The 26,463-nt window shown below is 64.5% G+C and carries 24 protein-coding genes and 1 riboswitch; of the genes, 16 read left to right on the forward strand and 8 right to left on the reverse strand.

Translation table 11 applies throughout. The annotated features are described in order from the left end of the window. Positions 1-143: 143 nt before the first annotated feature. Positions 144-1,460 (forward strand): YjiH family protein, encoded by a 1,317-nt coding sequence (locus tag AC20117_RS09480; protein ID WP_074699936.1) that lies wholly within the window; start codon positions 144-146, stop codon positions 1,458-1,460. 35 nt (positions 1,461-1,495) lie between these two features. Further along, on the forward strand, positions 1,496-2,212 hold the full coding sequence (locus tag AC20117_RS09485; protein WP_074699935.1) for an SOS response-associated peptidase: 717 nt from the start codon (positions 1,496-1,498) through the stop codon (positions 2,210-2,212). On the opposite strand, the gene AC20117_RS09490 is transcribed toward AC20117_RS09485, so the two are convergent. Then, entirely contained in the window at positions 2,209-2,796 is a 588-nt protein-coding gene (locus AC20117_RS09490) for a helix-turn-helix domain-containing protein (RefSeq protein WP_074703097.1), read from the reverse strand. The two genes, AC20117_RS09485 and AC20117_RS09490, sit on opposite strands and share 4 nt — an antisense overlap. 119 nt (positions 2,797-2,915) lie before the next feature. Between AC20117_RS09490 and AC20117_RS09495 the strand changes: the two genes are divergently transcribed. The 4 genes from AC20117_RS09495 to AC20117_RS09510 all read left to right on the forward strand — a co-directional run bounded on the left by AC20117_RS09495 (position 2,916) and on the right by AC20117_RS09510 (position 8,417). Continuing rightward, positions 2,916-3,905 (forward strand): NAD(P)/FAD-dependent oxidoreductase, encoded by a 990-nt coding sequence (locus tag AC20117_RS09495; protein ID WP_074703096.1) that lies wholly within the window; start codon positions 2,916-2,918, stop codon positions 3,903-3,905. A 135-nt stretch (positions 3,906-4,040) separates the two neighbouring features. Further along, positions 4,041-5,144 carry a type I restriction endonuclease gene (locus AC20117_RS09500; protein ID WP_074699934.1) on the forward strand — a complete coding sequence of 368 codons (1,104 nt, stop codon included), beginning with the start codon at positions 4,041-4,043 and terminating at the stop codon, positions 5,142-5,144. 250 nt (positions 5,145-5,394) lie between these two features. Further along, positions 5,395-6,834 (forward strand): aldehyde dehydrogenase family protein, encoded by a 1,440-nt coding sequence (locus AC20117_RS09505; RefSeq protein WP_074699933.1) that lies wholly within the window; start codon positions 5,395-5,397, stop codon positions 6,832-6,834. Next, complete coding sequence (locus AC20117_RS09510; protein ID WP_074699932.1) at positions 6,831-8,417, forward strand: GMC family oxidoreductase; 1,587 nt, start codon at positions 6,831-6,833, stop codon at positions 8,415-8,417. Before AC20117_RS09505 ends, AC20117_RS09510 begins: the two co-directional genes overlap by 4 nt. Before the next feature lie 76 nt (positions 8,418-8,493). On the opposite strand, the gene AC20117_RS09515 is transcribed toward AC20117_RS09510, so the two are convergent. The 4 genes from AC20117_RS09515 to AC20117_RS09530 all read right to left on the reverse strand — a co-directional run bounded on the left by AC20117_RS09515 (position 8,494) and on the right by AC20117_RS09530 (position 12,454). Beyond that, the gene (locus tag AC20117_RS09515) at positions 8,494-9,555 is read right to left on the reverse strand and encodes a 2,3-butanediol dehydrogenase (protein ID WP_074699931.1); all 1,062 of its coding nucleotides are present in this window, start codon (positions 9,553-9,555) and stop codon (positions 8,494-8,496) included. Positions 9,556-9,633: 78 nt separating this feature from the next. Beyond that, on the reverse strand, positions 9,634-10,263 hold the full coding sequence (locus AC20117_RS09520; RefSeq protein WP_074703095.1) for a trimeric intracellular cation channel family protein: 630 nt from the start codon (positions 10,261-10,263) through the stop codon (positions 9,634-9,636). A gap of 24 nt (positions 10,264-10,287) precedes the next feature. After that, complete coding sequence (locus AC20117_RS09525; protein WP_074699930.1) at positions 10,288-11,511, reverse strand: amidohydrolase; 1,224 nt, start codon at positions 11,509-11,511, stop codon at positions 10,288-10,290. 160 nt (positions 11,512-11,671) lie between these two features. After that, on the reverse strand, positions 11,672-12,454 hold the full coding sequence (locus tag AC20117_RS09530; RefSeq protein WP_074699929.1) for an SDR family oxidoreductase: 783 nt from the start codon (positions 12,452-12,454) through the stop codon (positions 11,672-11,674). Positions 12,455-12,697: 243 nt separating this feature from the next. Between AC20117_RS09530 and treS the strand changes: the two genes are divergently transcribed. The 4 genes from treS to AC20117_RS09550 all read left to right on the forward strand — a co-directional run bounded on the left by treS (position 12,698) and on the right by AC20117_RS09550 (position 19,470). Further along, complete coding sequence (gene treS / locus AC20117_RS09535; protein ID WP_074699928.1) at positions 12,698-15,043, forward strand: maltose alpha-D-glucosyltransferase; 2,346 nt, start codon at positions 12,698-12,700, stop codon at positions 15,041-15,043. Between the two features lie 169 nt (positions 15,044-15,212). Next, positions 15,213-16,124 (forward strand): ICP22 family protein, encoded by a 912-nt coding sequence (locus AC20117_RS09540; RefSeq protein WP_074699927.1) that lies wholly within the window; start codon positions 15,213-15,215, stop codon positions 16,122-16,124. A 161-nt stretch (positions 16,125-16,285) separates the two neighbouring features. Next, positions 16,286-16,383: riboswitch (glycine riboswitch) on the forward strand. A 149-nt stretch (positions 16,384-16,532) separates the two neighbouring features. Then, positions 16,533-17,864: a serine hydroxymethyltransferase gene (gene glyA / locus AC20117_RS09545; RefSeq protein ID WP_074699926.1), complete on the forward strand. Its 1,332-nt coding sequence runs from the start codon at positions 16,533-16,535 to the stop codon at positions 17,862-17,864. Positions 17,865-18,009: 145 nt separating this feature from the next. Then, the gene (locus tag AC20117_RS09550; protein ID WP_074699925.1) at positions 18,010-19,470 is read left to right on the forward strand and encodes an amino acid permease; all 1,461 of its coding nucleotides are present in this window, start codon (positions 18,010-18,012) and stop codon (positions 19,468-19,470) included. A gap of 91 nt (positions 19,471-19,561) precedes the next feature. Here AC20117_RS09550 and AC20117_RS09555 read toward each other — a convergent pair whose 3' ends face one another. Continuing rightward, positions 19,562-19,846, reverse strand: coding sequence for a DUF6221 family protein (locus AC20117_RS09555; protein ID WP_074699924.1), 285 nt, complete (start codon positions 19,844-19,846; stop codon positions 19,562-19,564). Positions 19,847-19,900: 54 nt separating this feature from the next. Between AC20117_RS09555 and AC20117_RS09560 the strand changes: the two genes are divergently transcribed. The 3 genes from AC20117_RS09560 (at position 19,901) to AC20117_RS09570 (ending at position 22,704) form a co-directional block, all read left to right on the forward strand. Continuing rightward, positions 19,901-20,392: a nucleoside deaminase gene (locus tag AC20117_RS09560; RefSeq protein ID WP_074703094.1), complete on the forward strand. Its 492-nt coding sequence runs from the start codon at positions 19,901-19,903 to the stop codon at positions 20,390-20,392. A gap of 85 nt (positions 20,393-20,477) precedes the next feature. Next, positions 20,478-21,668, forward strand: coding sequence for an NAD(P)/FAD-dependent oxidoreductase (locus AC20117_RS09565; RefSeq protein WP_074699923.1), 1,191 nt, complete (start codon positions 20,478-20,480; stop codon positions 21,666-21,668). 7 nt (positions 21,669-21,675) lie between these two features. Further along, positions 21,676-22,704, forward strand: a complete 1,029-nt coding sequence (locus AC20117_RS09570) for an NADPH-dependent curcumin/dihydrocurcumin reductase (RefSeq protein WP_074699922.1) — start codon at positions 21,676-21,678, stop codon at positions 22,702-22,704. A gap of 34 nt (positions 22,705-22,738) precedes the next feature. On the opposite strand, the gene AC20117_RS09575 is transcribed toward AC20117_RS09570, so the two are convergent. Further along, on the reverse strand, positions 22,739-23,539 hold the full coding sequence (locus AC20117_RS09575) for a polysaccharide deacetylase family protein (protein ID WP_218928485.1): 801 nt from the start codon (positions 23,537-23,539) through the stop codon (positions 22,739-22,741). A 114-nt stretch (positions 23,540-23,653) separates the two neighbouring features. Here AC20117_RS09575 and AC20117_RS09580 point away from each other — a divergent pair, with 114 nt between their 5' ends. Then, positions 23,654-25,027 (forward strand): FAD-binding oxidoreductase, encoded by a 1,374-nt coding sequence (locus AC20117_RS09580; protein WP_074699920.1) that lies wholly within the window; start codon positions 23,654-23,656, stop codon positions 25,025-25,027. 43 nt (positions 25,028-25,070) lie between these two features. Here AC20117_RS09580 and AC20117_RS09585 read toward each other — a convergent pair whose 3' ends face one another. Further along, entirely contained in the window at positions 25,071-25,673 is a 603-nt protein-coding gene (locus tag AC20117_RS09585; protein WP_074699919.1) for an NADPH-dependent FMN reductase, read from the reverse strand. A 166-nt stretch (positions 25,674-25,839) separates the two neighbouring features. On the opposite strand from AC20117_RS09585, the gene AC20117_RS09590 reads away from it, so the two are divergent. Beyond that, positions 25,840-26,130: a nucleotidyltransferase family protein gene (locus tag AC20117_RS09590; protein WP_236777488.1), complete on the forward strand. Its 291-nt coding sequence runs from the start codon at positions 25,840-25,842 to the stop codon at positions 26,128-26,130. Next, positions 26,130-26,459, forward strand: coding sequence for a HepT-like ribonuclease domain-containing protein (locus AC20117_RS09595; RefSeq protein ID WP_074699918.1), 330 nt, complete (start codon positions 26,130-26,132; stop codon positions 26,457-26,459). Before AC20117_RS09590 ends, AC20117_RS09595 begins: the two co-directional genes overlap by 1 nt. Positions 26,460-26,463 lie beyond the last annotated feature (4 nt).

Raw genomic sequence — 26,463 nt, forward strand, 5'->3', positions numbered from 1 at the left:
CGCTCCCCTCGAATGTAACCAGGATCTCATATATGAGACTGCTTCTGCCGGTATTCCATTGTCCCCGCAACGGGCCAAAGGGTCCCATTGGTTCTAACAGAAAACGAGCCGTTGATCCCGCGGCCCAGCGTTAGGAGTCCACCATGGCCATCACCTCGACGGCCCCGCAGACTAAACAGCGCCAGATGTGGAAGCTGTTTGCGTACAGCGGCATCGGCGCATTCATGTTCTTCGTTCCGCTCACCATCGGCGGCAAGAACACGATCATGCTCGACCATATCGTCACCTTCCTGCAAGCCACCATCGGGCCGGCGCTGCCGTACTACGCGCTGGCTGTCATCGTGGCGGGTGCGGTGTACCCCTTCGTCACGGGGACCTGGAAAAAATCCGTCGTCGAGACAGTGTTCTCGTTCTTCAAAGTCGCTGGCATGGTCGTCGGCTTCATGATGGTCTTCAAGGTTGGTCCGGCCTGGCTGTTCGAGAAGGATATGGGTCCGTTCCTGTTCGACAAACTGGTGATCCCGGTCAGCCTGCTGGTTCCCATCGGAGCCGTGTTCCTGGCGCTGTTGGTCAGTTACGGGCTGCTGGAGTTCGTCGGGGTGATGGTCCAGCGGGTCATGCGGCCGATCTGGAAGACGCCGGGCCGTTCCGCGATTGATGCCGTGGCCTCCTTCGTCGGGAGCTACTCGCTCGGCCTGCTGATTACCAACCGGGTCTACAAGGAAGGCAAGTACACGGCCCGTGAGGCCGCCATCATCGCCACCGGATTCTCTACCGTCTCCGCGACATTCATGGTCGTCGTCGCCAAGACGCTGGACCTGATGGGCCAGTGGAACACGTACTTTTGGGTTACCTTCCTCGTCACGTTCCTGGTCACGGCGATCACCGTCAGGATCTGGCCGCTGAATGCTGTGCCGGACACCTATCACCCGGACGCGAAGCCGCAGCCGGAGGAGGAAGTCAACGGCAGCCGCCTGTCCTTCGCGTGGCGCGAAGCGCAGGAAACGGTGGCAGCGGCACCCTCGCTGGGCACGAACATCTGGATCAACGTCCGCGATGGCGTGCTCATGACCATGGCCATCCTGCCCTCGATCCTCTCGATCGGGCTGCTCGGCCTGGCGCTGGCCACCTACACGCCCGTCTTTGACTGGCTCGGCTACGTGTTCTACCCCTTCACCTGGGCGCTGCAGATTCCGGAACCGATGCTCGTGGCCAAGGCCAGCGCCGTCGGTATTGCCGAAATGTTCCTGCCGGCCTTGATCGTCGCGAAGTCCGCCATTGTGGCGAAGTTCGTCATCGGCGTGGTTTCCGTTTCCGGCATCATCTTCTTCTCGGCCCTGGTGCCCTGCATCATGGCCACGGACATTCCGATTCCCCTGTGGAAGCTGGTGGTCATCTGGTTCCAGCGGGTGGTGCTGACACTGATCCTGGTTACGCCGATCGCGTTTCTCCTGTTCTGATGTGAGCCGGGGCCCGGCTGCGGCACAATGGACGCATGTGCGGACGCTACGTAATGGCCAAAGCCACGGCTGACCTGGTTGCCTCGTTCCGGACCGATGAGACGGTGGGGGACGATGTGCCGCCGTCGTGGAACGTCGCGCCGACCGACGGGGTGCGGATCGTGACCGAGCGGCTGAACCACGACGGCGAGTTGTCCCGGCGGCTCGCCACGGCTAAATGGGGCCTGGTCCCGGCGTGGGCCAAGGACCCGAAATCCGGCGCCAAGCTGATCAACGCGCGGATGGAGACGGTCACCGAGAAGCCGTCGTTCCGCAAGGCCGCGGTCAAGAGGCGTGCGTTGGTTCCGGCCGCCGGCTACTACGAATGGGAGAAGAAGGACGACGGCGGAAAGATCCCCACGTACCTGTTCTCCGAGTCGGAGCCGCTGATCGCGTTCGCTGGCCTCTACGAATGGTGGCCCGATCCGGCCCTGCCCGAGGACCATCCGGAAAAGTGGCTGATGTCCTGCACCATCATCACCACAGCCGCCGCCGACGCCCTGGGGCACATCCACGACCGGACCCCGCTGATTGTGCCGCGGGACCTGCAGGAGGATTGGCTGAACCCGCAGCTGACGGACAAGGCCGACGTGCAGGGACTGCTCGAGTCGATTCCGGAACCGCACCTGGTCCCGCGCCGCGTCAGCAGCAAGGTCAACAGCGTCCGCAACAACGGCCCCGACCTCATCGAGGAAGACCCCGACGCCGGTTAAGTAGCGCGCTTGGGGCGGGCGCGAAGATGGGCGCGTTCGCCCTGCGGCCCGAAGAGCGCGAGGAACTCGACTGGCACTTTGTCCGCGTTGCCCATCCAGTGGGGGAGCCGGGTGTCGAACTCCGCGGCCTCGCCGGGTACGAGCACCAGCTCCTGGTCGCCCAGCACCAGGCGCAGCCGCCCGCTCAAGATGTACAGCCACTCGTAGCCCTCGTGCGACCGCGGATCAGGCTCGGCCGGACGGGTGACGGCGGGCAGGACGTACTTGTAGGCCTGCAATCCGCCCGGCCGTTGGGTGAGGGGCAGGATCGTGGCGCCGTGGTGCTTGATGGGGCGAAGGTGGACCCGCGGATCACCGGTTGGCGGGGCCCCGACCAGCTCGTCGATCGGCACCGCGTAGGTCTGCGCCAGCGGCAGCAGCAGCTCCAGTGTGGGCCGCCGCTGCCCGGACTCGAGCCGGGAAAGCGTGCTCACGGAGATGCCGGTTGCCGCGGACAGCTCTGCCAGCGTGGTCTCCCTTTCCTGCCGCAGCGACTTCAGCCGCGGGCCAACGGCGTCGAGCATTGAACCCAAGTCTTCGTTCATGCATTCCATTTTGCCATTCCAGCAAACTTACTTGCCACTTTTCGTCCCCAGGGCGAACACTTAAGAAACCGCCGTATCCCGAGGACCGGCGGGTGGGTTTGAACAAGGAGGACATGGACATGACTGAAGCAAAGGCAACTGTGCCGGCCAAGGAGCTGTACGACGTCGTTATCGTAGGTGGTGGTGCCGCCGGTCTGGGTGCCGCTCTGACGCTGGGGCGTGCCCGCCGCTCGGGGCTGATCATCGATTCGGGCGAGGCGCGGAATGCCCCGGCCGGCCACGTGCACAATTACCTTGGCCGCGAGGGCACACCGCCGGGCGAGCTGTACGCCATCGGTAGCGAAGAAGCTCTCGGCTACGGTGCGGAGATTATCTCGGGAACGGTGACCACCGCACACAAGGAGAACGACGGCGGATTCCGGGTGGGGATCGGCGGCGGACGTTCCGTACGGGGCCGGCGCCTGTTGGTGACAACCGGCCTGGTGGACGGGCTGCCCGCCATCGAAGGGTTGGCGGATCGGTGGGGACGCGACGTGCTGCACTGCCCGTACTGCCATGGCTGGGAAGTCCGCGACCAGGCCATCGGCGTCATCGCTGTGAACATCGGGTTGGCCATGCATCAAGCGCTGCTGTGGCGCCAGTGGACCGATGACGTGACACTGTTCCTGCACACCGCCGAGGCGCCGTCGCCGGAGCAGGCAGCGCAGCTGGAGGCACGAGGCATCACCGTGGTTACCGGCGAGGTTGCTGCCGTGGAGACGGAGTCGGACGTGCTGGCAGGTGTCCGCCTGGCAAGCGGGGAGGTCTTTGCCCGGCAGGCGGTTGCGGTCGCGACCCGGATGGATGCGCGCGCCGCGTTCCTTGACGATCTGGGACTGGAAACCGTGGAGCAGAACTTCGGCGACTGTGTCATGGGAGCCTTCATCCCGTCCGAGCCGACCGGTGCCACTTCCGTGCCGGGAGTCTACGTGGCCGGCAACGTCACGAACCTGTCGGCGCAGGTGATTGTGGCCGCAGCCGCGGGCGTCAACACGGGCGCGATGATCAACGCCGACCTGATGGTCGAGGATACGCGGCTGGCTGTGGAGGCCCGCGCGGTGTCTGTCTAAGTTCGGCGTTTCCTGAGGCTGGCAATTCGCTTATACCTAACGTTCCTGCAACGCATCCTTTAACCCGTCGTATTTTGTCGTTGGTGCCAACTAGGTTGGGAGGGTAATCGAGGTCACAACTTCTCTGGGGGAATCATGCAGTTGTCAGAACGGCTTGCAGCGCTGGCGGCAAAGATAAAGCAGCAGCGCGGAATTATTGAGACGGAAGAAGCGACGAAAAACGCCTTCGTGATGCCTTTCATCTCGACAGTCCTCGGATACGACGTTTTCAACCCACTCGAAGTTGTTCCCGAGTTCACGGCGGATGTAGGGATAAAGAAGGGGGAGAAGATCGACTATGCCATCGTCCGAGATGGGGAAGTCCAGATACTGATCGAGTGCAAGCGATCGCTCGGCGAGCTGCGGATTGAACACGCCTCCCAGCTGTTCCGCTACTTTGCCGCAACCAATGCTCGCATCGCCATCCTGACTAACGGCGAGGTCTACCAGTTCTACACTGACCTCGATGCTCCGAACCGGATGGATGCGAAGCCGTTCTTGATTTTGGATCTCAATGACGTCGACGAAACTCTGATTCCAGAGATCATGAAGCTCTCGAAGGATGTCTTCGATCTTGATTCAATCATCAGCGCGGCGGAAGAACTCAAGTATATCGGTCAACTGAAGCGGGCAATCGCTGCGCAGTTCCAGTCCCCGGAGGATGACTGGGTCAAGTTCCTGACGGCGAAGGTTTATGAGGGGGCCTTCACTCAGCGAGTACGCGAGCAGTTCACGGGCCTTGTCGTGAAGGCGACCAGGCAGTTCCTCAGTGATCAAGTGAATGACCGGCTCAAAGCTGCGTTGGGTGAATCCTCAATTCCGGCAGTTACTGACGCTACGCTCGCGGCAACTGTCACCAGCGAGAAGCCAGTGGAAGACGACCTGGCCCAAGACGGTGTCGACACGACCATAGAGGAGTTGGAAGGTTTTCAAATTGTCCGCGCTATTGTCTATAGCGATGTGAAGCCGAACCGGATTGTTCATCGGGATGCGAAGTCCTATTTCGCGGTGCTGCTCGATGACAATAACCGAAAGCCGATTGCGAGGTTGCACTTCAACCGGAGCCAGAAATACCTGGGCATCTTCGGGCCTGACAAGGCCGAAACGCGTCATCCCATCGCCTCACTTGATGAGATCTACGAATACGCCGACCAGCTACGAGAAACAGTCCGCCAGTATGAGGGGCAGGCCGCGGCATAGCGTCTCGAGTGGGCGTCGCTGAGTTCCTCGATCTGGGGCAGGGAAATTTACCGTCGTTGATCTAACGAGGGATGTCGTATGCGGTGGACCGAGACCGGAACCGGAACCGTTGGGCAACTGAACTTCGGCGCTGGTAGACAAGGGTCCTGCCGGGAAACACAAGACTGTGAACTGTGGTCCAAGGCACAGTTGTGGGTGAGCGATCCATTGCGCCGGAGTCAGACCGGCGCCGAATGAACAGGAGACTTCGATGTCGGCCCAGCCCGAGACCCATAGCACCGCCTTCCAGACTTACCAGGACCTGCTGGCCGCAATCGCGCCGGCGGGGGAGTCCCGGCCGATTAAGGATCCGGCCACGGGTGAAGTGGTCGCCGAAGCCCCCGTCCACACCGCCGCAGATCTGGATGCCGCCGTTGCCGCCGCCCGCGCTGCGCAGCCAGAGTGGGCTGCGCTGGGCCACGAGAAGCGCAGCGAGTACCTGAACCAGGCCGCGGACGCCATCGAAGCCAGTGCCGAGGCGCTCGCCGAGCTGCTCTCACGCGAGCAGGGCAAGCCGCTGAACGGACCCAACGCCCGCTTCGAGGTCGGTGCCTGCGCCGCCTGGCTGCGCGCCACGGCGTCGTTCGTCTTGGAGCCCGAAGTCGTGGTGGACGACGGCGAAAGCCATGCCGAGGTGCACTACCGTCCGCTCGGCGTCGTCGGCGCCATCGGCCCGTGGAACTGGCCGATGATGATCAGCGTCTGGCAGCTCGCGCCCTCGCTGAGGATGGGCAACACGGTGGTGATGAAGCCGTCCGAGTACACGCCGCTGAGCGTGCTGGCACTGGCCGCGGTGATTAACCAGGCGCTGCCGGCGGATCTGCTGCACGTGGTTTCCGGCGGCCGCGAGGTCGGCGAGGCGCTGGCCTCCCACCCGGAGATCGACAAGGTGATGTTCACCGGTTCCACCGCCACGGGCAAGGCCATCATCCGTTCCTCCGCGGACACGGTGAAGCGGCTGACGCTGGAGCTCGGCGGCAATGATGCGGGCATCGTGCTCGAGGACGCGGATCCGAAGGCCATCGCGCAGGATCTGTTCTGGGGCGCGTTCATCAACACCGGCCAGACCTGCGCCGCGCTCAAGCGTCTCTACGTCCACGACTCGCTCTACGACCAAGTCTGCGAGGAACTGGTCCAGGTCGCCCAGAACATGCCGATGGGCGTGGGGCTGGACGAGAACAACGTCCTTGGCCCGCTGCAGAACAAGGCCCAGTTCGACATCGTCGCGGACCTGGTCCAGAAGGCCAAGGACAGCGGCGCCAAGGTGCTGACCGGCGGCAACCCTGAGTCCGGCCAGCCCGGCTACTTCTACCCGACCACCCTCGTGGCGGAAATCGACAACGACAATCCGCTGGTAGCCCAGGAGCAGTTCGGCCCGGCGCTGCCGATCATCCGCTACAACACGGTCGACGAGGCTGTCGAAATGGCCAACGGGCTCGACGTCGGCCTCGGCGCCTCGGTCTGGTCCTCTGACCCGGCCAAGGCCCGCGAAGTCGCCGCCCGGATCGAGGCCGGCACGGTCTGGATCAACAAGCACGGCGCCGTTGACCCGCGCGTGCCGTTTGGCGGCGCCAAGCAGTCCGGCTACGGACTCGAATTCGGCGTCGCCGGCCTCAAGGCCCTGGGCACCCCGCAGGTGATCAGCCAGTGACCGCGCAGGAGACTCCGCAGGACTTCGACTACATCGTTGTCGGCGCCGGCTCGGCGGGCAACGTTATCGCCCGCCGCCTGCTCGATGCGGGCAAGCGCATCGCCGTCCTCGAGGCCGGCGATGACGACACGAACCCCAACATCGCGCACCTCTACAACCTCGGCGCCCTCTGGCATAGCCCGCAGGACTGGGACTACCAGACCACCGAGCAGCAGGGGTGCTCCGGCCGCACGCTCCACCTGCCGCGCGGCAAGGTGATGGGCGGATCGCACGCACTGAATGCCACCATCTGGGTCCGCGGCGCCAAGCAGGACTACGACACCTGGGCCTACCTGGGCTGCCCCGGCTGGTCCTGGGAAGACGTCCTGCCGGTGTTCAAAACCATTGAAAAGTACGACGGCGGGGCCTCCGAAACGCGCGGCGATTCGGGTCTGCTTGATGTCGCCCAGGACTTCCCGCGCAATCCCATCCAGGAAGCCATGCTGGAAGCGGCGGTGGAAACGGGCATCAAGCTCAACGAGGACTACAACTCGGGCGACGTCGAGGGTGTGTCCCGGATGCAGCTGAATGTCCGCGATGGGAAGCGCTTCAATACCTGGCACGCCTACCTCAAGCCCGTTGTCGACAATGCCAACCTCACGCTGCTCACCGGTGCGCACGTGCGCCGGCTGATCGTCGAGGACGGCACCGTTGCCGGCGTCGAGTTCGAGCACGACGGCGAAACCAAGACGCTGCGGGCACCGGAGACCATCCTGTCAGCCGGTGCCATCAACTCGGCGGAGCTGCTGCTGCGCTCGGGGATCGGACCGGCCGACGAACTGCGCGAAGCCGGCGTCCGCCCGATGCACGACCTGCCCGGCGTGGGGAAGAACCTGCAGGACCATCTGCTCTCCCCGGTAGTCTTCAGCACGAGCAAGCCGGTGCCGGCATCGGAAGTGGCCCCGGCGGAAGTGCACTTCTTCGCGAAGAGCAGCCCGGATCTGGCCGTGCCGGATACCCAGCCGATCTTCTTCTCCGTGCCCATGTACTCACAGGGCTACGGGAAGGGCGACATGACCGGGCCGGAGAACGGCTTCTCGATGCTCGGCGGGCTGGTGCGGCCGCAGAGCCGCGGCGAAATCAGGCTCACCGGGCCGAAAGCCAGCGATCCGATCAGCATCGACCTCGGTGCCCTGTCGGAACAGGCCGACGTCGACGCCCTGGTGGCATCGGTGCGGCAGTGCCGGGAGATTGGCCGGAGTTCGGCACTGGCCGATTGGGGCGCGGAGGAGCTCTACCCCGGCGCGGAGGTCTCGGACAGTAACGAAGACCTTGAACAGTACGTGCGCGATTCCGTGGTCACCTACCACCACCAGGTCGGCACCTGCCGCATGGGGCTGGATCGGGACGCGGTGGTGGATCCGCGCACGCTCAAGGTCCATGGCCTCAACGGCGTCCGGATCGCCGATGCGTCCATCATGCCGCTGGTACCCACCGGCAACACCAACGCTCCGACGATCATGATCGGCGAACGCGCCGCGGCACTCCTGGTGAACGAGGCCGCCACCGTGACCGACGAAGCCGCAACGGTTCCTGCCGGATAGGCGCAAAGCAACCCTCCGCCGTCGTTAGTCGGCGGAGGGTTGCTTGCGTCCGGCGGCACACCGGCGAGCGTGGTGATCACTCGTTCGGATTCACCAGGATCTTGACGTGTTCCTCGTTGTTGTTGATGAGCTGCTCGAAGCCGCCGGTGATGAGTTCGTCCAGCGGAATCTTGGCGGTGATGAACGGGGCCAGGTCGAGCTTGCCTTCCTGGACCAGCTTGATGGTGCTGGCATGGTCGTTGGCGTAGCCGATGGTGCCGCGCAGATCGATCTCCTTGAGCACCAGGGACGGCATGTCCACCTCGGGCTTGTGGCCCCAGATCGAGACGTTGACGATGACGCCGCCGGGCCGGACGGCGTTCATCAGCATGTCCAGGACCACTGGAACGGAACTGCACTCGAAACCGACGTCCGCGCCCTTACCGCCGGTCAGCTCGCGGACCTTCGCGGCGACGTCGCCCTCCCTCGGGTCGAACACCTGATCCGCCACACCGGTGTCCCGGGCCATCTTCTTGCGGGCCTCGCTGAGTTCCGAGATGTAGACGGTCAGGCCGGAGGCTTTGAGCACGGCGGCGGTCAGCAAGCCGATGGGTCCCGCACCGCCGACAATGGCCGTGTCGCCGGACTTCGCCTGGCTGCGGACAAAGGCGTGGTGCCCCACCGACAGCGGTTCGATCAGGGCCGCCTGGTCCAGGGGAATGTCCCCGATCGGGTGGACCCAGCGCCGCTCGACCACGATCTTCTCGGACAGCCCGCCGCCCCGACCGCCCAACCCGATGAAGTTCATGTCCTTGGACAGCTGGTACTCCGCGCCCGGCCCGGTGTCGACGTCGTCGTTGATGATGTAAGGCTCGACGACGACGTTCTGGCCCACTTCGAGATCGGTCACTCCGTCCCCAAGGGCGGTGATGGTGCCGGAGAATTCGTGCCCCATGGTCACCGGAGCCTCTTCGCCGGAGATGGGGTGGGGCGAGCCCTTGGGTGGAATGAAAATGGGCCCCTCGAGGTACTCGTGCAGGTCGGTGCCGCAGATGCCGCACCAGGCCACGTCGATGGCGACGGTTCCGGGCTTGAGCTCCGGTTCCGGAATTTCCTCGATCCTGATGTCCCTTTGATCGTAGTAGCGGGCAGCCTTCACAACAGACCTCTTTCCTCACGACGTCGGAAACTTCAGCCTACTGATGATCGGCGAGGTTTTGAATGGCGGAGGGACGGTTTAGTCCGTGGCGGAGCCCGGGTTCTTCGCTCCGCCCGCGAGCGGCACGCGCCAGCCAAACCGCAGGGACAGCACCCGCAACAAGAAAACGACGGTGGCGACCGCGGTGCCGGTGTAGGCGTTGAACCAGCCCAGCTGGGAGAACAGGGTGACCAGCGATGCGCCGAGCATGGCCGGGACAGCGTAGACACCACGCGGGTTGAAGATCTGGGGCACCTCGTTGGCCACCACATCGCGCAGCACGCCGCCGCCCACCGCCGTCGTAATTCCGAGCACTGCGGAAGTCACCGGGCCCATGCCGGAATCCAGAGCCTTCAGCGTGCCGGTGACACAGAACAGGGCCAGCCCGCCGGCGTCGAAAATGAGCAGTGTCCGCCGGAACCGCTGCACACCGAGCACGTGGAAGTACACGATGACGGCCGCCAGGACCGGGGCAACCAGGTAAATCGGTTCGACGAAGGCGGTCGGGACGGACTGGGAGATGATCAGGTCGCGGATGACGCCGCCGCCGAGCCCCACCAGGGACCCGAGCAGCAGGGAGCCGACGATGTCGAAGTTCCGGCGGGCGGCCAGGAGGCAGCCGGACACGGCGAAGAAGAACGTGCCGAAAAGATCCAGTATCAGCAGGATGTCCACGGCCGCGCCCCTTGCTGCCTAGCGCTCAAGACCGACCTTGGACAGGATTGCAGCCACGGCGGCGCGGGCACCGGTGGAGAGCGTCGGTTCCATGACCGGGGCGAAGAGCGGCGAATGGTTGACCGGGATGCGTTCTGCGGCCAGCGTTTCCGCCGGATGGCCGCCGAAGAACCAGAAAACGGAGGGAACGCAAATGGGCTCGACCAGATGGCCGAAGTCTTCCGAGGCCATCACCGGCTCGCCCTCGATGACGCTGGCCTCGCCGAGTTCCTGCCGCAAGGCTTTGACGACGTCGTCCGTTGCCTGCCGGTCATTGAGGTTCGGCGGGAAGGAGGACAGCACCTCGATGGTGGGTTCGGGCGCGTTGGACGCATCGGCCTCTGCCTTGATGATCCGGCGCAGCGCCCCGAGCACGGTGTCGCGCACGGATTCGTCGAAGGCACGCACATTGAGGGTGAATTCGGCGCTGGAGGGAATGATGTTTTCCTTCAAGCCGCCATGGAAGGTGCCGACGGTGACCACGGCCGAGCGGCGGGGATCCACCTCGCGGGACACGATGGTCTGGATGCGGGTGATGATGTGGGCGCCGAGCACAATGGGATCGATGGAGTCCTGCGGCTGCGAGCCGTGGGACTGCCGGCCGTGCAGAGTGACCTTCCACGAATCCGCCTGAGTCATAGGGTGGCCGTGCACGTACTGGACGGTGCCCGCCAGCCCCGGCATGACATGCTGGCCGAAGACCACCTCGGGCTTCGGCGCCTTTTCCCACAGGCCGTCCTCCACCATCGCCCTGGCGCCCGCCCCGGTTTCCTCGCCGGGCTGGAAAATGAACACGATAGTTCCTGCCCAACGGTCCTTGGCGCCGGCGAGCAGTCGAGCGGCCGTAAGCAGGGCTGCGGCGTGGGCATCATGGCCGCAGCCGTGCATGACGGGAACTTCGGTTCCGTCCGCCAAGGTGCCGGTAGCGGTGCTGGCAAAGGGCAGGCCGGTGTCTTCCTTGATCGGCAGCGCGTCGATATCGGCGCGGAACGCCACCACCGGTCCTTCGCCGTTACGCAGCACGCCGACGACGCCGGTGCCGCCGCAGCTGAAAGTATCGATCCCGCATTGCTCCAGCTCGGCCTGCACCAGTGCGGCGGTCCGGTGCTCCTGCATGGAGAGCTCGGGGTGCTCATGCAGCTGACGGTAGAGGTCATGCATGCGGGTGCGCTGCTCGTCGGTCAACAGGACAGGTGCTGGCATTTTTTCCTCGGTTTCTCCAGGCGCTTCCACGGCAGTAGGCTGCGGCACAAGGCGCCTGCCCTCAAGCGGAGGCCGCGGTTCGACTCATCGTAACAACGAAAACGCGACCCTCCGCCGTCGTCACGGTGGAGGGTCGCGCTGTCAGTTGTGCCGGGAGTCCTTAGTACTTGTAGGACTGGCCGCCGTCGATCGGGATGACCGCGGCTTTGATGAAGGCCGCGTCGCCGGAGAGAAGGAAGGCGACCAGGTGGCCGACCTCTTCGGGCTTGCCGAAGCGCTTCATCGGGTTGGGCTCAACGAAGCCCTTGCCGACCTCTTCCCAGTTCTCCGGGTCGATCTGCTTGAGCGAGCCCTCGACCATCGGGGTCATGATGGCACCCGGAGCGATGGCGTTGATCTGCACGCCGTACTGTCCGTACTCGACGCCCGAGTTGCGGGTGAGGCCGACGACGCCGTGCTTGGAAGCGGCGTAGCCGGACTGGTTGCCGACGCCGCGGATGCCGCCGACGGAAGCGGTGTTCACGATCGAGCCGGAGCCCTGTTCCTTCATGACCTTCAGGACGTGCTTGAGACCGTAGAAGACACCGTTGAGGTTGATGCTGACAACCTTGGAGAACTCATCGGAGCCGTAGTCCTCGGTGGGATTCTGCTTGCCTTCGATACCGGCGTTGTTGAAGAACCCGTCGATCCGGCCGAAGCGCTTGACGGCCTCGGCGACATAGTTCTCGACCTCGGACTCGTTGGCAACGTTGGCGGTAACGTTCAGCACCTCGGCATTGGGTGCGACCTGGCGGATTTCCTCCGCGGTCTCCTTCAGGCCGGCCTCGTTCAGATCCACCAGGGTCAGCTTGCCCTCTTCCTTGGCGACCTGGAGTGCCGCCGCACGGCCGAGCCCGGATCCGGCGCCGGTGATAATGACGGATTTACCTGAGAACCTTTGCATGTTCTGCCTTCTTTCCCATTCGATGGACCGGCTGGTTGGCCGACCGCTATCTATGCAAACGCATGAATGCGGGCTAATCATCCAAAATCGGATGTGACTCTGCGGACATTACGCCGCCACGCCGCGGTTTTGTCCGTTGCACACCCGATTGCGGAGGTGCACTGGTTTGGTTTCCCTGCGTCTGGCAGTGTGGAAGAAGTCAGTACTGGCCGGTGCCTGCAGGATGATCAAGGAGATATCTCGATGGTCGATTCGCTTTCTTCGACGGAACACCTTGACGACGGTTCTGGTGGCGGCTCCGAAGCTGCCGACCCGGATGCCGTGCAGGAGGAGGCGCTTGAGGCGCACATCTCGGAGATCAACTTCGACGAGCAGTTCTATCCGGCTCGTCCGCGGGCTTTGCGCCCCAAGGCTCGGCGGCGCCACTTCAATCCGGGCCAGCCGCCGTTCGAGCCGGATGCCCGCAACACTGTTTATGTGGAGTGGCTGCGCAACCAGTCCATGCTCGGCGACGCCAAGGTGCTGGGCCGCCAGCTTTCGGGCCAGGCCAGCATGTGGCAGAACCCCTTCGCCTGGCCGAACCCGCGGGCCGCGGTGGAGCGGGCCTCGGTGTGGTTTACCGCCTACCCGCTGTCCTTCATGACCAAGCCCGGGCAGTCTTTCCTCGGGGCCTTGGGGGATCCTGGTCTGTGGGAGGCATTCGAGCAGATCGGCATCAACGCCATCCACACCGGACCCGTGAAACTGGCCGGCGGGCTCTCTGGCTGGGAGCAGACGCCGAGCGTGGACGGCCACTTCGACCGGATCAGCATGGCCATCGATCCGATGTTCGGCACCGAGGACGAGTTCCGCGAGATGTGCCAGGTCGCCAACGACCACGGCGGAACCATTGTGGATGACATCGTGCCCGGACATACCGGCAAGGGTGCGGACTTCCGGCTGGCCGAGATGAACTTCCGCGACTACCCGGGCATTTACCACATGATCGACATCCCCGAGTCGGACTGGCACCTGCTGCCGGAGGTGCCCGAGGGCGAAGACGCGGTCAATATCGACGCCGAAACCGAACGCGCCCTCCAGAAGGCCGGGTACATCATCGGCGAACTGCAGCGGGTCATTTTCTATGAGCCCGGAGTCAAGGAGACCAACTGGAGCGCCACCGGCCCGGTCCTGGACGTTACCGGCCAGATGCGGCGGTGGGTGTACCTGCACTATTTCAAGGCGGGCCAGCCGTCCATCAACTGGCTGGATCCCACCTTCTCAGGCATGCGCCTGGTGATGGGCGACGCCCTGCACTCGCTGGTGGACCTGGGCACCGGCGCGCTGCGGCTGGATGCCAACGGCTTCCTGGGCGTGGAGAAGAGTGCCGAGGAAACGCCGGGCTGGTCCGAGGGCCATCCCATTTCCGAGGCCGCGAACCAGATCATCGGCAGCATGGTCCGCAAGGTCGGCGGCTTCACGTTCCAGGAACTGAACCTGAGCATTGACGACATCAAGTCCACCTCCGCCAATGGCCCCGACCTGTCCTACGACTTTGTCACCCGCCCCGGCTACCACCACGCCCTGGTCACCGCGGATACCGAATTCCTCCGGCTGACCCTGCGTCTGGCCATGGAGATCGGCGTGGACCAGGCCTCCCTGGTCCACGCGCTGCAGAACCATGACGAACTGACCTACGAACTGGTGCACTTCACCACCAAGCACAAAGACGATATCTATGAGCTCGACGGCGAGGAACTGACCGGCGCGGAACTGGCCCTTAAAGTGCAGCAGACCTTGCGGGACGGCATTACCGGGGAGGCCGCACCTTATAACTTGGTCTTCACGGCCAACGGCATTGCGTGTACGACGGCGAGCGTGATCACCGCGGTGCTGGGCATCAAGGACCTGAGCACCATCACGCCGGAGCAGACCATCGAGGTCCGCAAGGTGCACCTGTTGCTGGCCATGTACAACGCGCTGCAGCCGGGCGTCTTCGCGCTCTCCGGGTGGGACCTGTGCGGCATGCTGACGCTGGACCGGTCGCAGGTGGCCCCGCTGCTGTCCCGCGGCGACACCCGCTGGATCAACCGGGGCGCCCACGACCTGATGGGAGTCAACCACACCGGACAGGCTCCGACCTCCGGAATGCCCAAGGCCGTCAGCCTGTACGGGACGTTGCCGGACCAGCTCGCGGACGAGTCCTCTTTCGCGCGGCAGCTAGCCAAAATTCTGGCCGTCCGGGAGCAGTACGGCATCGCCAAGAGCGCCCTGCTCGATGTTCCGGACGTCTCACACCGCGGCATGCTGGTCATGGTGCACCAGCTGGAATCGGGCGATTGCGAAGTCACCGTCCTGAACTTCTCTGACCAGGAGATGGCCGGCACGGTGCGCTCCGAGCAGTTGGAAACCGGAGCCTTGGTGACCGATCTGTTCAGCGGTGAAGAGGTGGGCAGTGTGGATGATCTGCACAGCTTCTATATCCAGCTGGAGCCGTACCAGGGAACCGCGCTGCTGGTGACCCTGCCCGAAGAAGAGGAGCCGGACACGGAGGCGGCGGCTGAGGCGGAAGCAGGCGCGGACAGGGACGCGGGCACGGCTGCCGGCTGAGCCTGCGGCGCAGGCACGTCAGCCCCTGTCACGTCCTGATCTGGGGTAATGCCCAGCGCGCTCCGAATGTGACCAGCATCTCACATGAAAACGCGGTAGGCGGGGAACCGGTTCGGTGGAACCGGCGTTACCTTTCCGTAACTTTGCCTACCCGAAGTGTGTGTGAAATATGGCTGAAGACTCCTCCGCCGAAGATAAGCCGAAACTCCTCGGCCTCAACGGTGCCCAAACTATTGCCTCCGCCCTGGCCGCTGTGACCTCGGCCTTCGCGGGTTCCTTCCTCGGTGTCGCGGGAACGCTGATCGGCGCTGCCCTTGGTTCGGTCATCGCCACGGTTGCCGCAGCCATCTACGCCAGGACGCTGAGTTCCGCCGCCGTCGCGGCCCGGAAGACCCTGCCCGTGCCGCGGCTGCGCGGCCTGCGCAACGGCGGCTTGCCTGCGAGCGACGACGGAACCGAGCGCGCCGGTGTTCCCAGTGCCGTCGCGGATTTCAAGGCCAAGCTCACTGCCCGCCGCTTTACGCCCCGGACCTGGGTGAAGATCGGAGTGGTCAGCGCAGCCTCCTTCCTGATCGCCATGGCAGGCATCACGATGATCGAACTGGGAACCAGCAAGCCCATTTCGGCTTTGGTTGCATCGTCGACCAGCAGCACCCCGGCCGCCGAGCAGCAGACAACCTTGGGCCGCGTCCTGACCGGAACCGCGGCCCCGGCCGAGGACGGAAGCGAAACCACGGAGCCCGGCGAGGCTGAGCCCGGGCAGGTCGACGACGGCGCCGGCCAGACCGGGACTACAGGCGAGACCTCCGGTGATACCTCCGGAACAGACGGATCAGCAATGGTCGAGGACCCGGCCACCGACCAGACCGACGGCACGGGGCCGGTGGAGACCGTGCCCGAACCGGTTCCGGCGCCCGGCTCCGAAACGGGCGAAGTAGCGGAGCCGGAAGTCGTCACCGACTCCGGCGCTGGCCAGCAGGATGCCGGGCAGGAAGCCGTGCCGGACGACAGTGGCGCCGTCGATCCGGCACCCGTGGACAGCGGTCTGACCGAAGGCGACCAGACCGGCACCGAGCAATAAGGCCTGCCCAGGCGACGCCGGCACTCAGGTGAGTGCCGGCGTCGTACATCGTCTGCAGCGGATCCGCCGCTGACTAGGCAGTAAAGAAATGATGTTGCGTTAGCTCCTCGCGTGCCGCTAATCTGTGTGAGGCGGGTCACGAAGCTGTGGCCCAACGCTTTTGATCTGCGGCGGGAGAGTCCTGCCGGTACGTTCGTCAGGCGCCGTAGGAGCAACTCCTCCCCAGGAATCTCTCAGGCCCACGTACCGCCGCGGCTAGGCAACTCTGGAAAGCAGCCGGGCAACCGGCTCACCGACGGTGCAAGCGGCCCCCACGGGGGCGGCGGAAACTCTCAGGTCCCAGACAGAGCGGGGAGGAACCCGAATCATCGTGGCGTGTTGTGCGCTGCCTGAAATATGGAGTTCCTTATGACCATCCAGTCACCGTCCACTTTCCAACAGGTCGTGTCCCCGAGCCTGAACAGCCAGCTGTCCGAGCTGGACCCCGAGGTCGCCGCCAAGATCGACGACGAGCTCACCCGCCAGCGCGACGGCCTGGAAATGATCGCCTCGGAGAACCACACCGCCGCCGCAGTTATGCAGGCGCAGGGCTCCGTGCTGACCAACAAGTACGCCGAAGGCTACCCGGGACGGCGTTACTACGGTGGCTGCGAGCACGTCGACGTCATCGAGCAGTTGGCCATCGACCGCGTGAAGGACCTGTTCGGGGCGGCCTACGCTAACGTCCAGCCGCATTCCGGTGCCCAGGCCAACGCGTCGGTCATGCACGCGCTGATCAAGCCCGGCGACACCATCATGGGGCTGAACCTGGCCCACGGCGGCCACCTGACCCACGGCATGCGGATCAACTTCTCCGGCAAGCTGTACAACGTGGTTCCGTACCAGGTCCGCGAAGAAGACCACCGGATCGACATGGTGGAAGTGGAGCGCCTGGCCCACGAGCACAAGCCGCAGCTGATCGTGGCCGGCTGGTCCGCCTACGCCCGCCAGTTGGACTTCGCCGAATTCCGCCGGATCGCCGACGCCGTCGGTGCCTACCTCATGGTGGACATGGCGCACTTCGCCGGCCTGGTGGCCGCCGGATTGCACCCCAGCCCGGTGCCGCACGCCCACGTTGTCACCTCCACCACGCACAAGACGCTGGCCGGCCCGCGCGGCGGCATCATCCTGACCAACGACGCCGACGTCGCCAAGAAGATCAACTCGGCAGTGTTCCCGGGCCAGCAGGGCGGGCCGCTGGAGCACGTCATCGCCGGCAAGGCCGTGGCCTTCAAGATTGCTGCATCGCCGGAGTTCAAGGAGCGCCAGGAGCGCGTGCTCGCTGGAGCAAGCATCTTGGCCGAACGCCTGATGCAGCCCGACGTCGCCGCCAAGGGCATCTCCGTGGTTTCCGGCGGCACGGACGTGCACCTGGTACTGGTGGACCTGCGCAACTGCGAACTGAACGGCCAGGAAGCCGAGGACCGCCTCGCGGCCATCGACATCACCGTCAACCGCAACGCCGTTCCGTTCGACCCGCGCCCGCCGATGGTCACCTCCGGCCTGCGGATCGGAACGCCCGCACTGGCTACCCGCGGCTTCGGCGAAGCGGCCTTCACCGAGGTAGCTGACATCATTGCTGAGGCGCTGATCGCCGACGACGAGGCAAGCCTCGCCGATCTGCGCCACCGCGTGGAGGCCTTGGCCGCCGCGCACCCGCTCTACCCGAACGTGGCACCGCTGGCAACGGCCGGCGCCTAACCGGGACTGGCAGGGACCGCGGGGCCCCTGCCCAGGGGCCGGCCGCATACATGGGGAAGCGGCCGGCGCCCTGACCAACCTGCATGCAACCCACAACCAGGGCCATGCAGCCATGCGAAATATCCTCGCTCTGAAGGAGTAGTAAATGAAAGATGCAACAGTGCAGTCATCCGGGGCACCCCATCTGGAAAGACAGCTGAGCAACCGCCACATCCAGCTGATTGCGATCGGCGGTGCCATCGGCACGGGGCTTTTCATGGGCTCGGGGAAAACGATCTCCGCGGCCGGACCCTCCGTCATCTTCGTCTACATGATCATCGGCTTCATGCTGTTCTTCGTGATGCGGGCGATGGGCGAGCTGCTGCTGTCCAATCTGCATTACAAGTCCTTCAGCGACTTCGCGGGCGACCTGCTCGGCCCCTGGGCCGGATTCTTTACCGGCTGGACCTACTGGTTCTGCTGGGTCGTGACCGGCATTGCCGACGTCATCGCCATCGCCGGCTACGCCAACGAACTGGTTCCAGGCATCCCGCTGTGGATTCCGGGCGTGTTCACGATCGCCGTCCTGCTGGTGCTGAACCTGGTCACGGTCAAGGCCTTCGGCGAGACCGAGTTCTGGTTCGCGCTGATCAAGATCGTCGCCATTGTGGCCCTGATCCTCACGGGTCTGTACATGATCCTTTCGGGCTTCAAGTCCGAGGCCGGCCCGGCCACTGTCGAAAACCTGTGGATCCACGGCGGCTTCTTCCCCAATGAGTTCATGGGCTTCGTGGCCGGCTTCCAGATCGCCGTGTTCGCCTTCGTGGGCATCGAACTGGTGGGTACCACCGCTGCCGAGACCAAGGATCCCGAGAAGAACCTGCCCAAGGCCATCAACTCGATTCCGGTCCGCATCCTGCTCTTCTATGTAGGTGCACTCATCATCCTCATGGCAGTCACTCCCTGGACCCAGTTCGAGGCCGGACACAGCCCCTTCATCGGCATGTTCTCGCTGGCCGGGCTGGGCATGGCAGCTACGGTGATCAACCTGGTGGTCCTGACCTCCGCCATGTCGAGCGCCAACTCCGGCATCTACTCAACTTCGCGCATGGTCTTCGGCCTGGCGCAGGACGGCGACGCTCCGTCGATCTTCAGCAAGCTGTCGGTGCAGAAGGTGCCGCGCAACGCGCTGTTCCTGACCTGTGTGCTGCTGTTCTCGTCCGTGGCCCTGCTCTACGCCGGTGACGACGTCGGCAAGGCCTTTGGCATGGTGACCACGGTTTCCGCCGTGTGCTTCATGTTCGTCTGGTCCATCATCCTGGCCAGCTACCTTGCCTTCCGCAAGCGCCGGCCCGGCCTGCATCAGGCTTCCAAGTTCAAGATGCCCGGTGGCCCGGTCATGGTGTGGGTGGTCTTCGCATTCTTCGGCTTCGTGCTGTGGGCGCTGACCACACAGCCGGATACGTTGCTGGCCCTGCTGATCACGCCCATCTGGTTCGCAGTGCTGGGCGCCGCGTGGGCGATCCTGCGCCGCAACCCGCTGCATGCAGCCCGCTACGAAACGTTCAAGGCAGGCGTCATCGCAGACCACGCCGAGGTGAAGGAAACCGCCTCCGTTTCCAGCTAACGACGGCGGAAAACTAACGACGGCGGAAAAGCGGCTACCTGACGGCGGCCGGGCATGGTGAATCCACCTGCCCGGCCGCCGTTCCGGCTTTCTAGAGCCGCCAAGCGGACTGGTAGCCGGTGTGGGTTTGGTAGGGGAGCGCCATGTGCTGCAGGAAGGTCAGCATGTAGTCGTAGTCGCTGGCGGGTTCGTGGTCCCAGTCAACGTCCCTCACATGGGCGATCATCCGCCGCTTGGCATCGCACTCGGCCAGATTCTGTATCAGGTGGTGCCGCAGGACCGTTTGTCCCACCATGCCGACATCGGTCATCAGCGCCCGTATCCGAGCCTCGTCCTGCTGGATCTTGGCGAGCAGGAAATCGATAAGATCACCCATGTGGCCATCTTGGACCATTCGGTGGGTTCAAGGCCATGGGCCATAATCGAGACCATGGGTATCACCGAGACAGATCTTGAGCACCTGCGCCGCTGCGTCGAGCTGGCACGCGAAGCACTCGAGGATGGCGACGAGCCGTTCGGCTCAGTCCTTGTCGACGCAGGGGGCCACGTACTTTTCGAGGACAGAAACCGGGTCAAGGATGGCGACCAGACGCGGCATCCGGAGTTCGAGATCGCGCGCTGGGCTGCTAGCAACATGGACCCGGCGGATCGTGCCGCGGCCACGGTCTACACCTCCGGCGAGCACTGCCCGATGTGCTCGGCCGCGCACGCCTGGGTCCGCTTGGGGCGGATTGTCTACGCGGCATCCTCCGAGCAGCTTGGCAACTGGCTGAAGGAGTGGGAAGTGGCACCGGGGCCGGTCAACCCATTGCCCGTCCAGACCATCGCCCCCGGAGTGGAGGTGGACGGACCGGCAATGGAGCTGGCTGAAGACGTCCAGGCGCTGCACCGGAAGTTCCACTTCCCCCAAGACCCTGCCTAGTTCCCGGCAGGGACCCCTGAATACACATGTGGCGAATCGCCCAGCTCCCATTGACCGCCACGCTCCGGTACTGTGCACTGTTGAGGTGGATACCCATCACAATGTGCTGATCATCGGCGGCGGCAACGCAGGCATATCGCTTGCCGCCCGGCTTCGGCGCTACAAGGTCGAGGATGTTGCGCTGGTCGAGCCGAGCCCGTGGCACTACTTCCAGCCGTTGTTTTCCCACATCGGTGCCGGGGCCGCCCAGATGAAGGAAGCGGTCCGTGAACAACGGAAGGTAATGCCGCGCGGGGTCGACTGGATCCGTGTCGCGGCGGCGGATATCCAACCTGATTACAACGCGGTGGTACTCGCTGACGGCCAGCGGGTGCACTACAACCAGCTGGTGGTTTGTCCGGGACTGCAACTGGACTGGCAAGCCGTCCCCGGGATGGCCGATGCCATCGAGTCCCCGTACGGAACGTCGAACTATGAGTCGCGGATGCCCACCAAAACCTGGGAGCTGGTCCGCCGCCTGCGCTCGGGAACTGCGGTTTTCACCCAGCCTCCGGGCCCGGCCAAGTGCGCCGGAGCAGCGCAGAAGATTGCCTACATGGCGTGCGACTTCTGGCGTGAGCAGGGCGTGCTGGGAGACATCAGGGTGGTGCTGGTGGTGCCAACGCCCACTGTTTATGGCGTCGACGGCGTTGATGGGGTGCTGGAGCGCAAAATCGCGGAGTACGGGATTGAGCTGCGGACCTCAACTACTGTGGACTCCGTAGACGCAGCGGAGCGGACCATCCGGCTGCAAGGCCCGGCCGGCGGCGAAGACCTCGGCTATGACTTGCTCCATGTAGTACCCCCGCAATCTGCGCCGGACTGGCTGAAGGCCACCACGTTGCCGGCCCCGGAGGACCAAAGCGGTTGTGTGGAAGTGGATCCGGAACTGCTACGGCACCCCCGCTACCCGAACGTCTGGTCCCTGGGCGATGCCGCCGCAACCCTGAACTCAAAGTGCGGCGGCGCCCTGCGCAAACAGGTCAAGATGCTGGCGCTGAATCTGAAGGCCGTGCTGGACGGGCGCGAGCCGGAAAACCGGTACAACCACTACGGCGTCTGCCCGTTCACGCTCACGCGCCACACCGTTCTTTTCGCCGAGTTCGACCATCAGTACCGCCCCATGCCCAGCATCCCGTGGCTGAATCCAGCCAAGGAGCGGCGCTGGGCATGGGTGCTGGACAGGCGGATCTTCCCTCAGGTCTACTGGCATCTGATTCTGAAAGGCAGGGCTTAAGGAGAACATGACAACGACGACGGCAAACCACACCACCCGAATCGTGCTGGCCGAACGGCCTCATGGCGCACCGACGGATCAGACCTTCCGGACGGAAACTGCTGAGCTTCCCGCGCTCGCCGACGGGCAGTTGCTGGTGCGCAACCGGTACATTTCGCTGGATCCCTACATGCGCGGACGGATGAGCGCGGCGAAGTCCTACGCCACGCCGACGCCGGTGGGCGACGTCCTTCCGGCCGAGACAGTTGCCGAGGTCGTCGAGAGCCGCGACCCCGACTTTAAGCCGGGCCAACTGGTGGCGACGCACGGCGGTTGGCAGAGCGCCGCCGTCGTTCCCGGTAAATACTCGCGTCCGGTCAGCGACAACGGACAGCCGGAATCGACCGCGCTGGGTGTGCTCGGCATGCCGGGCTTCACCGCCTATTCCGGCATGGCGGAGATCGGACGCATCCAGGCGGGTGAGACGCTGGTGGTCGCGGCTGCCGCCGGACCGGTTGGCTCCGCCGTCGGGCAGTTGGCCCGTGCGGCGGGAGCGCGTGCGGTCGGCATCGCCGGCGGGCCGGAGAAGTGCGCCTATCTGGTTGATGAGCTGGGGTTCGACGCCGCCGTGGACCACCGTTCCGAGTCGTTCGCCGAAGAGTTGAAGGCCGCCTGCCCCGAGGGGATCGACGTCTACTGGGAGAACGTGGGCGGCAAGGTGCTCCAGGCGGTGCTGCCGCTGCTGAACCTGTATGGGCGGATGCCGGTGTGCGGGATGGTCGCCCAGTACAACGCGACCGGCGCTCCGGAGGGGCCGGACCGGCTCCCCGATTTTATGCGCACCGTCCTGAACCAGAGCCTGACCGTGCGCGGTTTCATCCAGACGGAATTCCGGGCCAAGCACTGGGACAACTTCCAGCGGGACATGGCTGGACTGGTCGCCGACGGCAGGATGAAGTACCGCGAGGACATTGTCGACGGGCTGGAGAATGCGCCGTCGGCCTTCGCCGGACTGCTGGAGGGGCGCAACTTCGGCAAGCTCCTTATCCGGGTCTGAGGTTGCCCTGGCGGTCTTGGCGGTTTCCGCCCGATCAGCATGGCAACCGCAGCGGTAGGAGAGCCGGGCTGGTGGTGATGCGCCCGGTTGCGCCGCCGTAGGCCCTGCAAACTTGGAGTCCCCTGTCTTCCAATCCCTCCTTCATCCGGTCCAGCGCCCTTGGATGGAAGCCCCGCCATTGCATGTGCATGAGGATTGTGCCGCCCTTTCGGCCGAGGGCGATGACGGAATCGACCACCTCACTCCTGGACAGGCCGGTCCAGTCCCTAGTGCTGCCGGTCCAAAGCCAGGGCAGCATGCCGACTTTGCGGTAGCCACAGAGGACGGCCTCGTTGAGCCCGCCATGCGGCGGCCGGCCAAAATTGGTGACGACGCCTGGGGCCCGCAGCTCGGCAGCCGCTCCGGCGCAGTCGAACTGCCGGAGATCCCTGTGGTTGATGCTGTGATTGATAACGTATTGGCCGTTGCGCCTAGCCAACGTCACAATATCGACCCCATACTCGCGCCTAAAACTGGTTATGCAATTGCCAGACGGTGCCAGCACCAGCCCCATGTTCTCCCGTCGAGCGTAGTTCAGCACTGACCTGTAGGCCGACAACGTCCGCGGGCAATCATCGAACGTCAGCACCACCCGTTCGGTGTAGTTGGGCCCATTGCGCATGTTGTACTGCGGAGCGGCATTCGCTGCGGTAGGGAGGATCTGTCCGGCTAGGCTCAAGGCCATGATGGACAGCACTGCGGCGATTCGATGGCGGCGTTGCATCGCGCACCCGCTTTCCACCGGCGGCACATAACGCCGGGCCAGCGTTCCCCAATGACCAGCCGGATCACGCAAGTATCCGCCCGGCTGCGGTCCGGGTCAATACTTTGAACCTGGCAAAATTCGGCAGCGGTCAATGCAGTATGATCGGCATCACTTGCCGGAGGAAACGAAGGAGTTTTCGTGGGAATGGATGTTGCACCCGAGGTCCTGGGATCGTCAGCCGCCGTCCTGGATGCTGCCCGCAGGGCATCGGTGGACTATGCGGACAGGGCAGCGGTGAACACGGACCGCTCGGGCTTTGTCCCGCAGTCCCTGCCGGACGGGGTGGTGTTCGCCGAATCAGTGGAGGACGTGGTGCAGGCGGTGAAACTGGCGGCCGCGCACAAGGTTCCGCTGGTCCCGCGCGGCGCGGGGACCGGACTCGCGGCTGCTTCCTCGGCATCGGCGGGGGAGGTGGTGCTGGATCTCTCCCGGATGAACCGCATCCTCAGCATCGATCCAGTCGAGCAGATCGCCGTCGTCGAACCCGGCGTCCTGAACGCTCATCTCAACGCGGCTGTGGCCGAACACGGGCTGTTCTACGCGCCGGACCCGGCCAGTACTGCCATCTGCTCCATCGGCGGCAACATCGCCACCAACGCGGGCGGCATGCGCTGTGCGAAGTATGGCGTGACCCGCGAATCCGTACTGGGGCTGCGCGTGGTGCTGGCCGACGGGCGCGAACTGCGCACCGGCCGCGACACCATCAAGGGCGTGACGGGGTACGACCTGAACGCACTGATGATCGGGTCGGAAGGCACTCTGGGCGTGGTCGTTGAAGCGACGCTCCGGTTGCGTCCACTACCAATAGCGACGGCGACCGTGGCCGCCTTCTTCCCCGACGTGGCCGCCGCAGCCGCGGCAGCCTCGGCGGTGATTGCCGCGCGGCTCCAGCCCTCGGTGCTGGAACTGGTGGACGGCCCGACCCTCGCCGCCATCGACGCCGCGCTGGGAACCAACTACCGCAGCCGCGGGGGCGCTTTCCTACTCGCGCAGACGGACGGCTTCGGCGCCCATCTCGAAATGGATGTGCTGGTCAACGCTATCGAGCCATTCACTGCAGAACTTCAGCGTGCGGCCGATACGGCGGAGGCAGAGGCACTCCTGACGGCCAGGCGCGAAGCCATTCCTTCGCTCGAAAAGATGGGACGGGTATCCATCGGTGACATTGGCGTACCGCGCGGCCGCTTGGCCGAAGCAGTTACCGGACTGGCGGATATCTCCCGGCGGACCGGGGTGCGCATCTTTACGATCGCCCACGCCGCGGACGGCAATCTGCACCCCATTATCGTGGTGGATCCGCAGGAGTCAGTGACGGAAGGGCCGGCGAAAGCGGCACTGGGCGAAATGTTCCGGCTGGCGCAAAGCCTGGGCGGAACACTGACCGGCGAGCACGGCGTGGGCCTGCTCAAGCGCGACTGGCTCCGGGACGAACTCGGCGATGTCTCGCTTGAGGTCCAGCACGCCATCCGCCGCGCGCTGGATCCGCAGGGCATTCTCAACCCGGGCAAGGCGATCTAGTGACCCGATTCGAAGGCGCGGCGGGACGACGGGCCAGACGGGACTACTTGCGCGAATCGGCGTCCTCGTCGCCGATGTGTCCGGCCGCGTTCGCGTCAAGAACACGCTGGACGAAGGCGCAGTACTCGTCCATGTAGTGCCGCAGGAATTTCTGCGTGGACTCGTCCTTGACCTCGCCGTCGTCGCCGTAGGCTTCCGGCTTGAAACTGATGTAAGCCTCGGGGGTGTTGAGCTGCGGGGCGTCGAGGAAGCTCAGCACACTCCGCATGTTCGACTGCATGACGGCCGTGCCGATGCCGCCCGGGGAAGCGCCAATGATGCCGGTGGGCTTGCGGGCGAAGGAATTGGTTCCCCACGGACGCGAGCCCCAGTCGATCGCGTTCTTCAGAGCACCGGGGATGGATCGGTTGTATTCGGGCGAGATGAACAGGATTCCGTCTGCGGCTTCAACCGCTTCCTTCAGCGCCCGGCCTTCGGCGGGGAAATCGGCGTCGTAATCCGAGCTGTAGAGGGGCAGGTCCTTGATGGGAATCTCGTTGAATTCCAGGTCCTTTGGAGCGAGTTTGATCAGAGCCTTCGAGAGAGTGCGGTTGATGGAGCCGCTGGCGAGGCTCCCGACGAAATAACCGATCTGGTAAGCGGGCATAAGTGCATTCCTTCCACGGCGGCCGGGCGGAGCCGGCCTGTTGCGGCTGATGGACAATCCCGACGCGGCGGCAAAGCGGAGCGCCAGCCCCAGTCCAACACAGCCCGTGGGTATCGTCCATAGCTTTAGGTGCAACGGGGCCCACACCGGTCAAGCAACCGCATCCTTGGGAGTCCTCGACTTCTTGAGGCAGCGGATGAGGCTGGTCAAGAAGCTCGCAAACATTAACCGAATCGAATCTGTCGCGGTATTCGCGTCAGTCGCTCGCGGAGAGGAGCGGGCTGACAGCGATGTAGACCTCCTCGTTAGGCCCAATCCTGAGGCGAGCCTGTTTGATCTGGCACAGTTCGCCGAGGACATGGAGGAGCTGTTGGGCCATCCGGTTGATGTCGTCTCGCGGCGAGGGCTGGATTCGGTCCGCGACCGAAACATCCTTTCTGAAGCCTTGGAACTGTAATGCCCTCGAACCAGGACCGGACGGAGCGGTGGCTGTTTGATCTGGCCGTGAACCTTGATCACGCGGCTGAACTGGTAGGGCGAGGGCACGCGGCCTACGATACAGATCTTGCGCTGCGTCTTGCCTTTGAAGCATTATGCAACCGTGTTGGGGATTTAGCGAAAAGACTCATCGCAGCTGATGAGTCAAGATTCGCCCATCCCATTTGGCGTCAGGCGGCGCGAAACCGGGACTTCGGGGTGCACTATTACGATCGTGTGGACGAGCAGGCACTGTGGGTCACCGTTGCGGTGAGTTTTCCCGAGTTGCGGCTCCACCTGGAGGAATAGACAT

It is taken from the genome of Arthrobacter crystallopoietes (genome assembly GCF_002849715.1).
Taxonomy (GTDB): Bacteria; Actinomycetota; Actinomycetes; order Actinomycetales; family Micrococcaceae; genus Crystallibacter; species Crystallibacter crystallopoietes.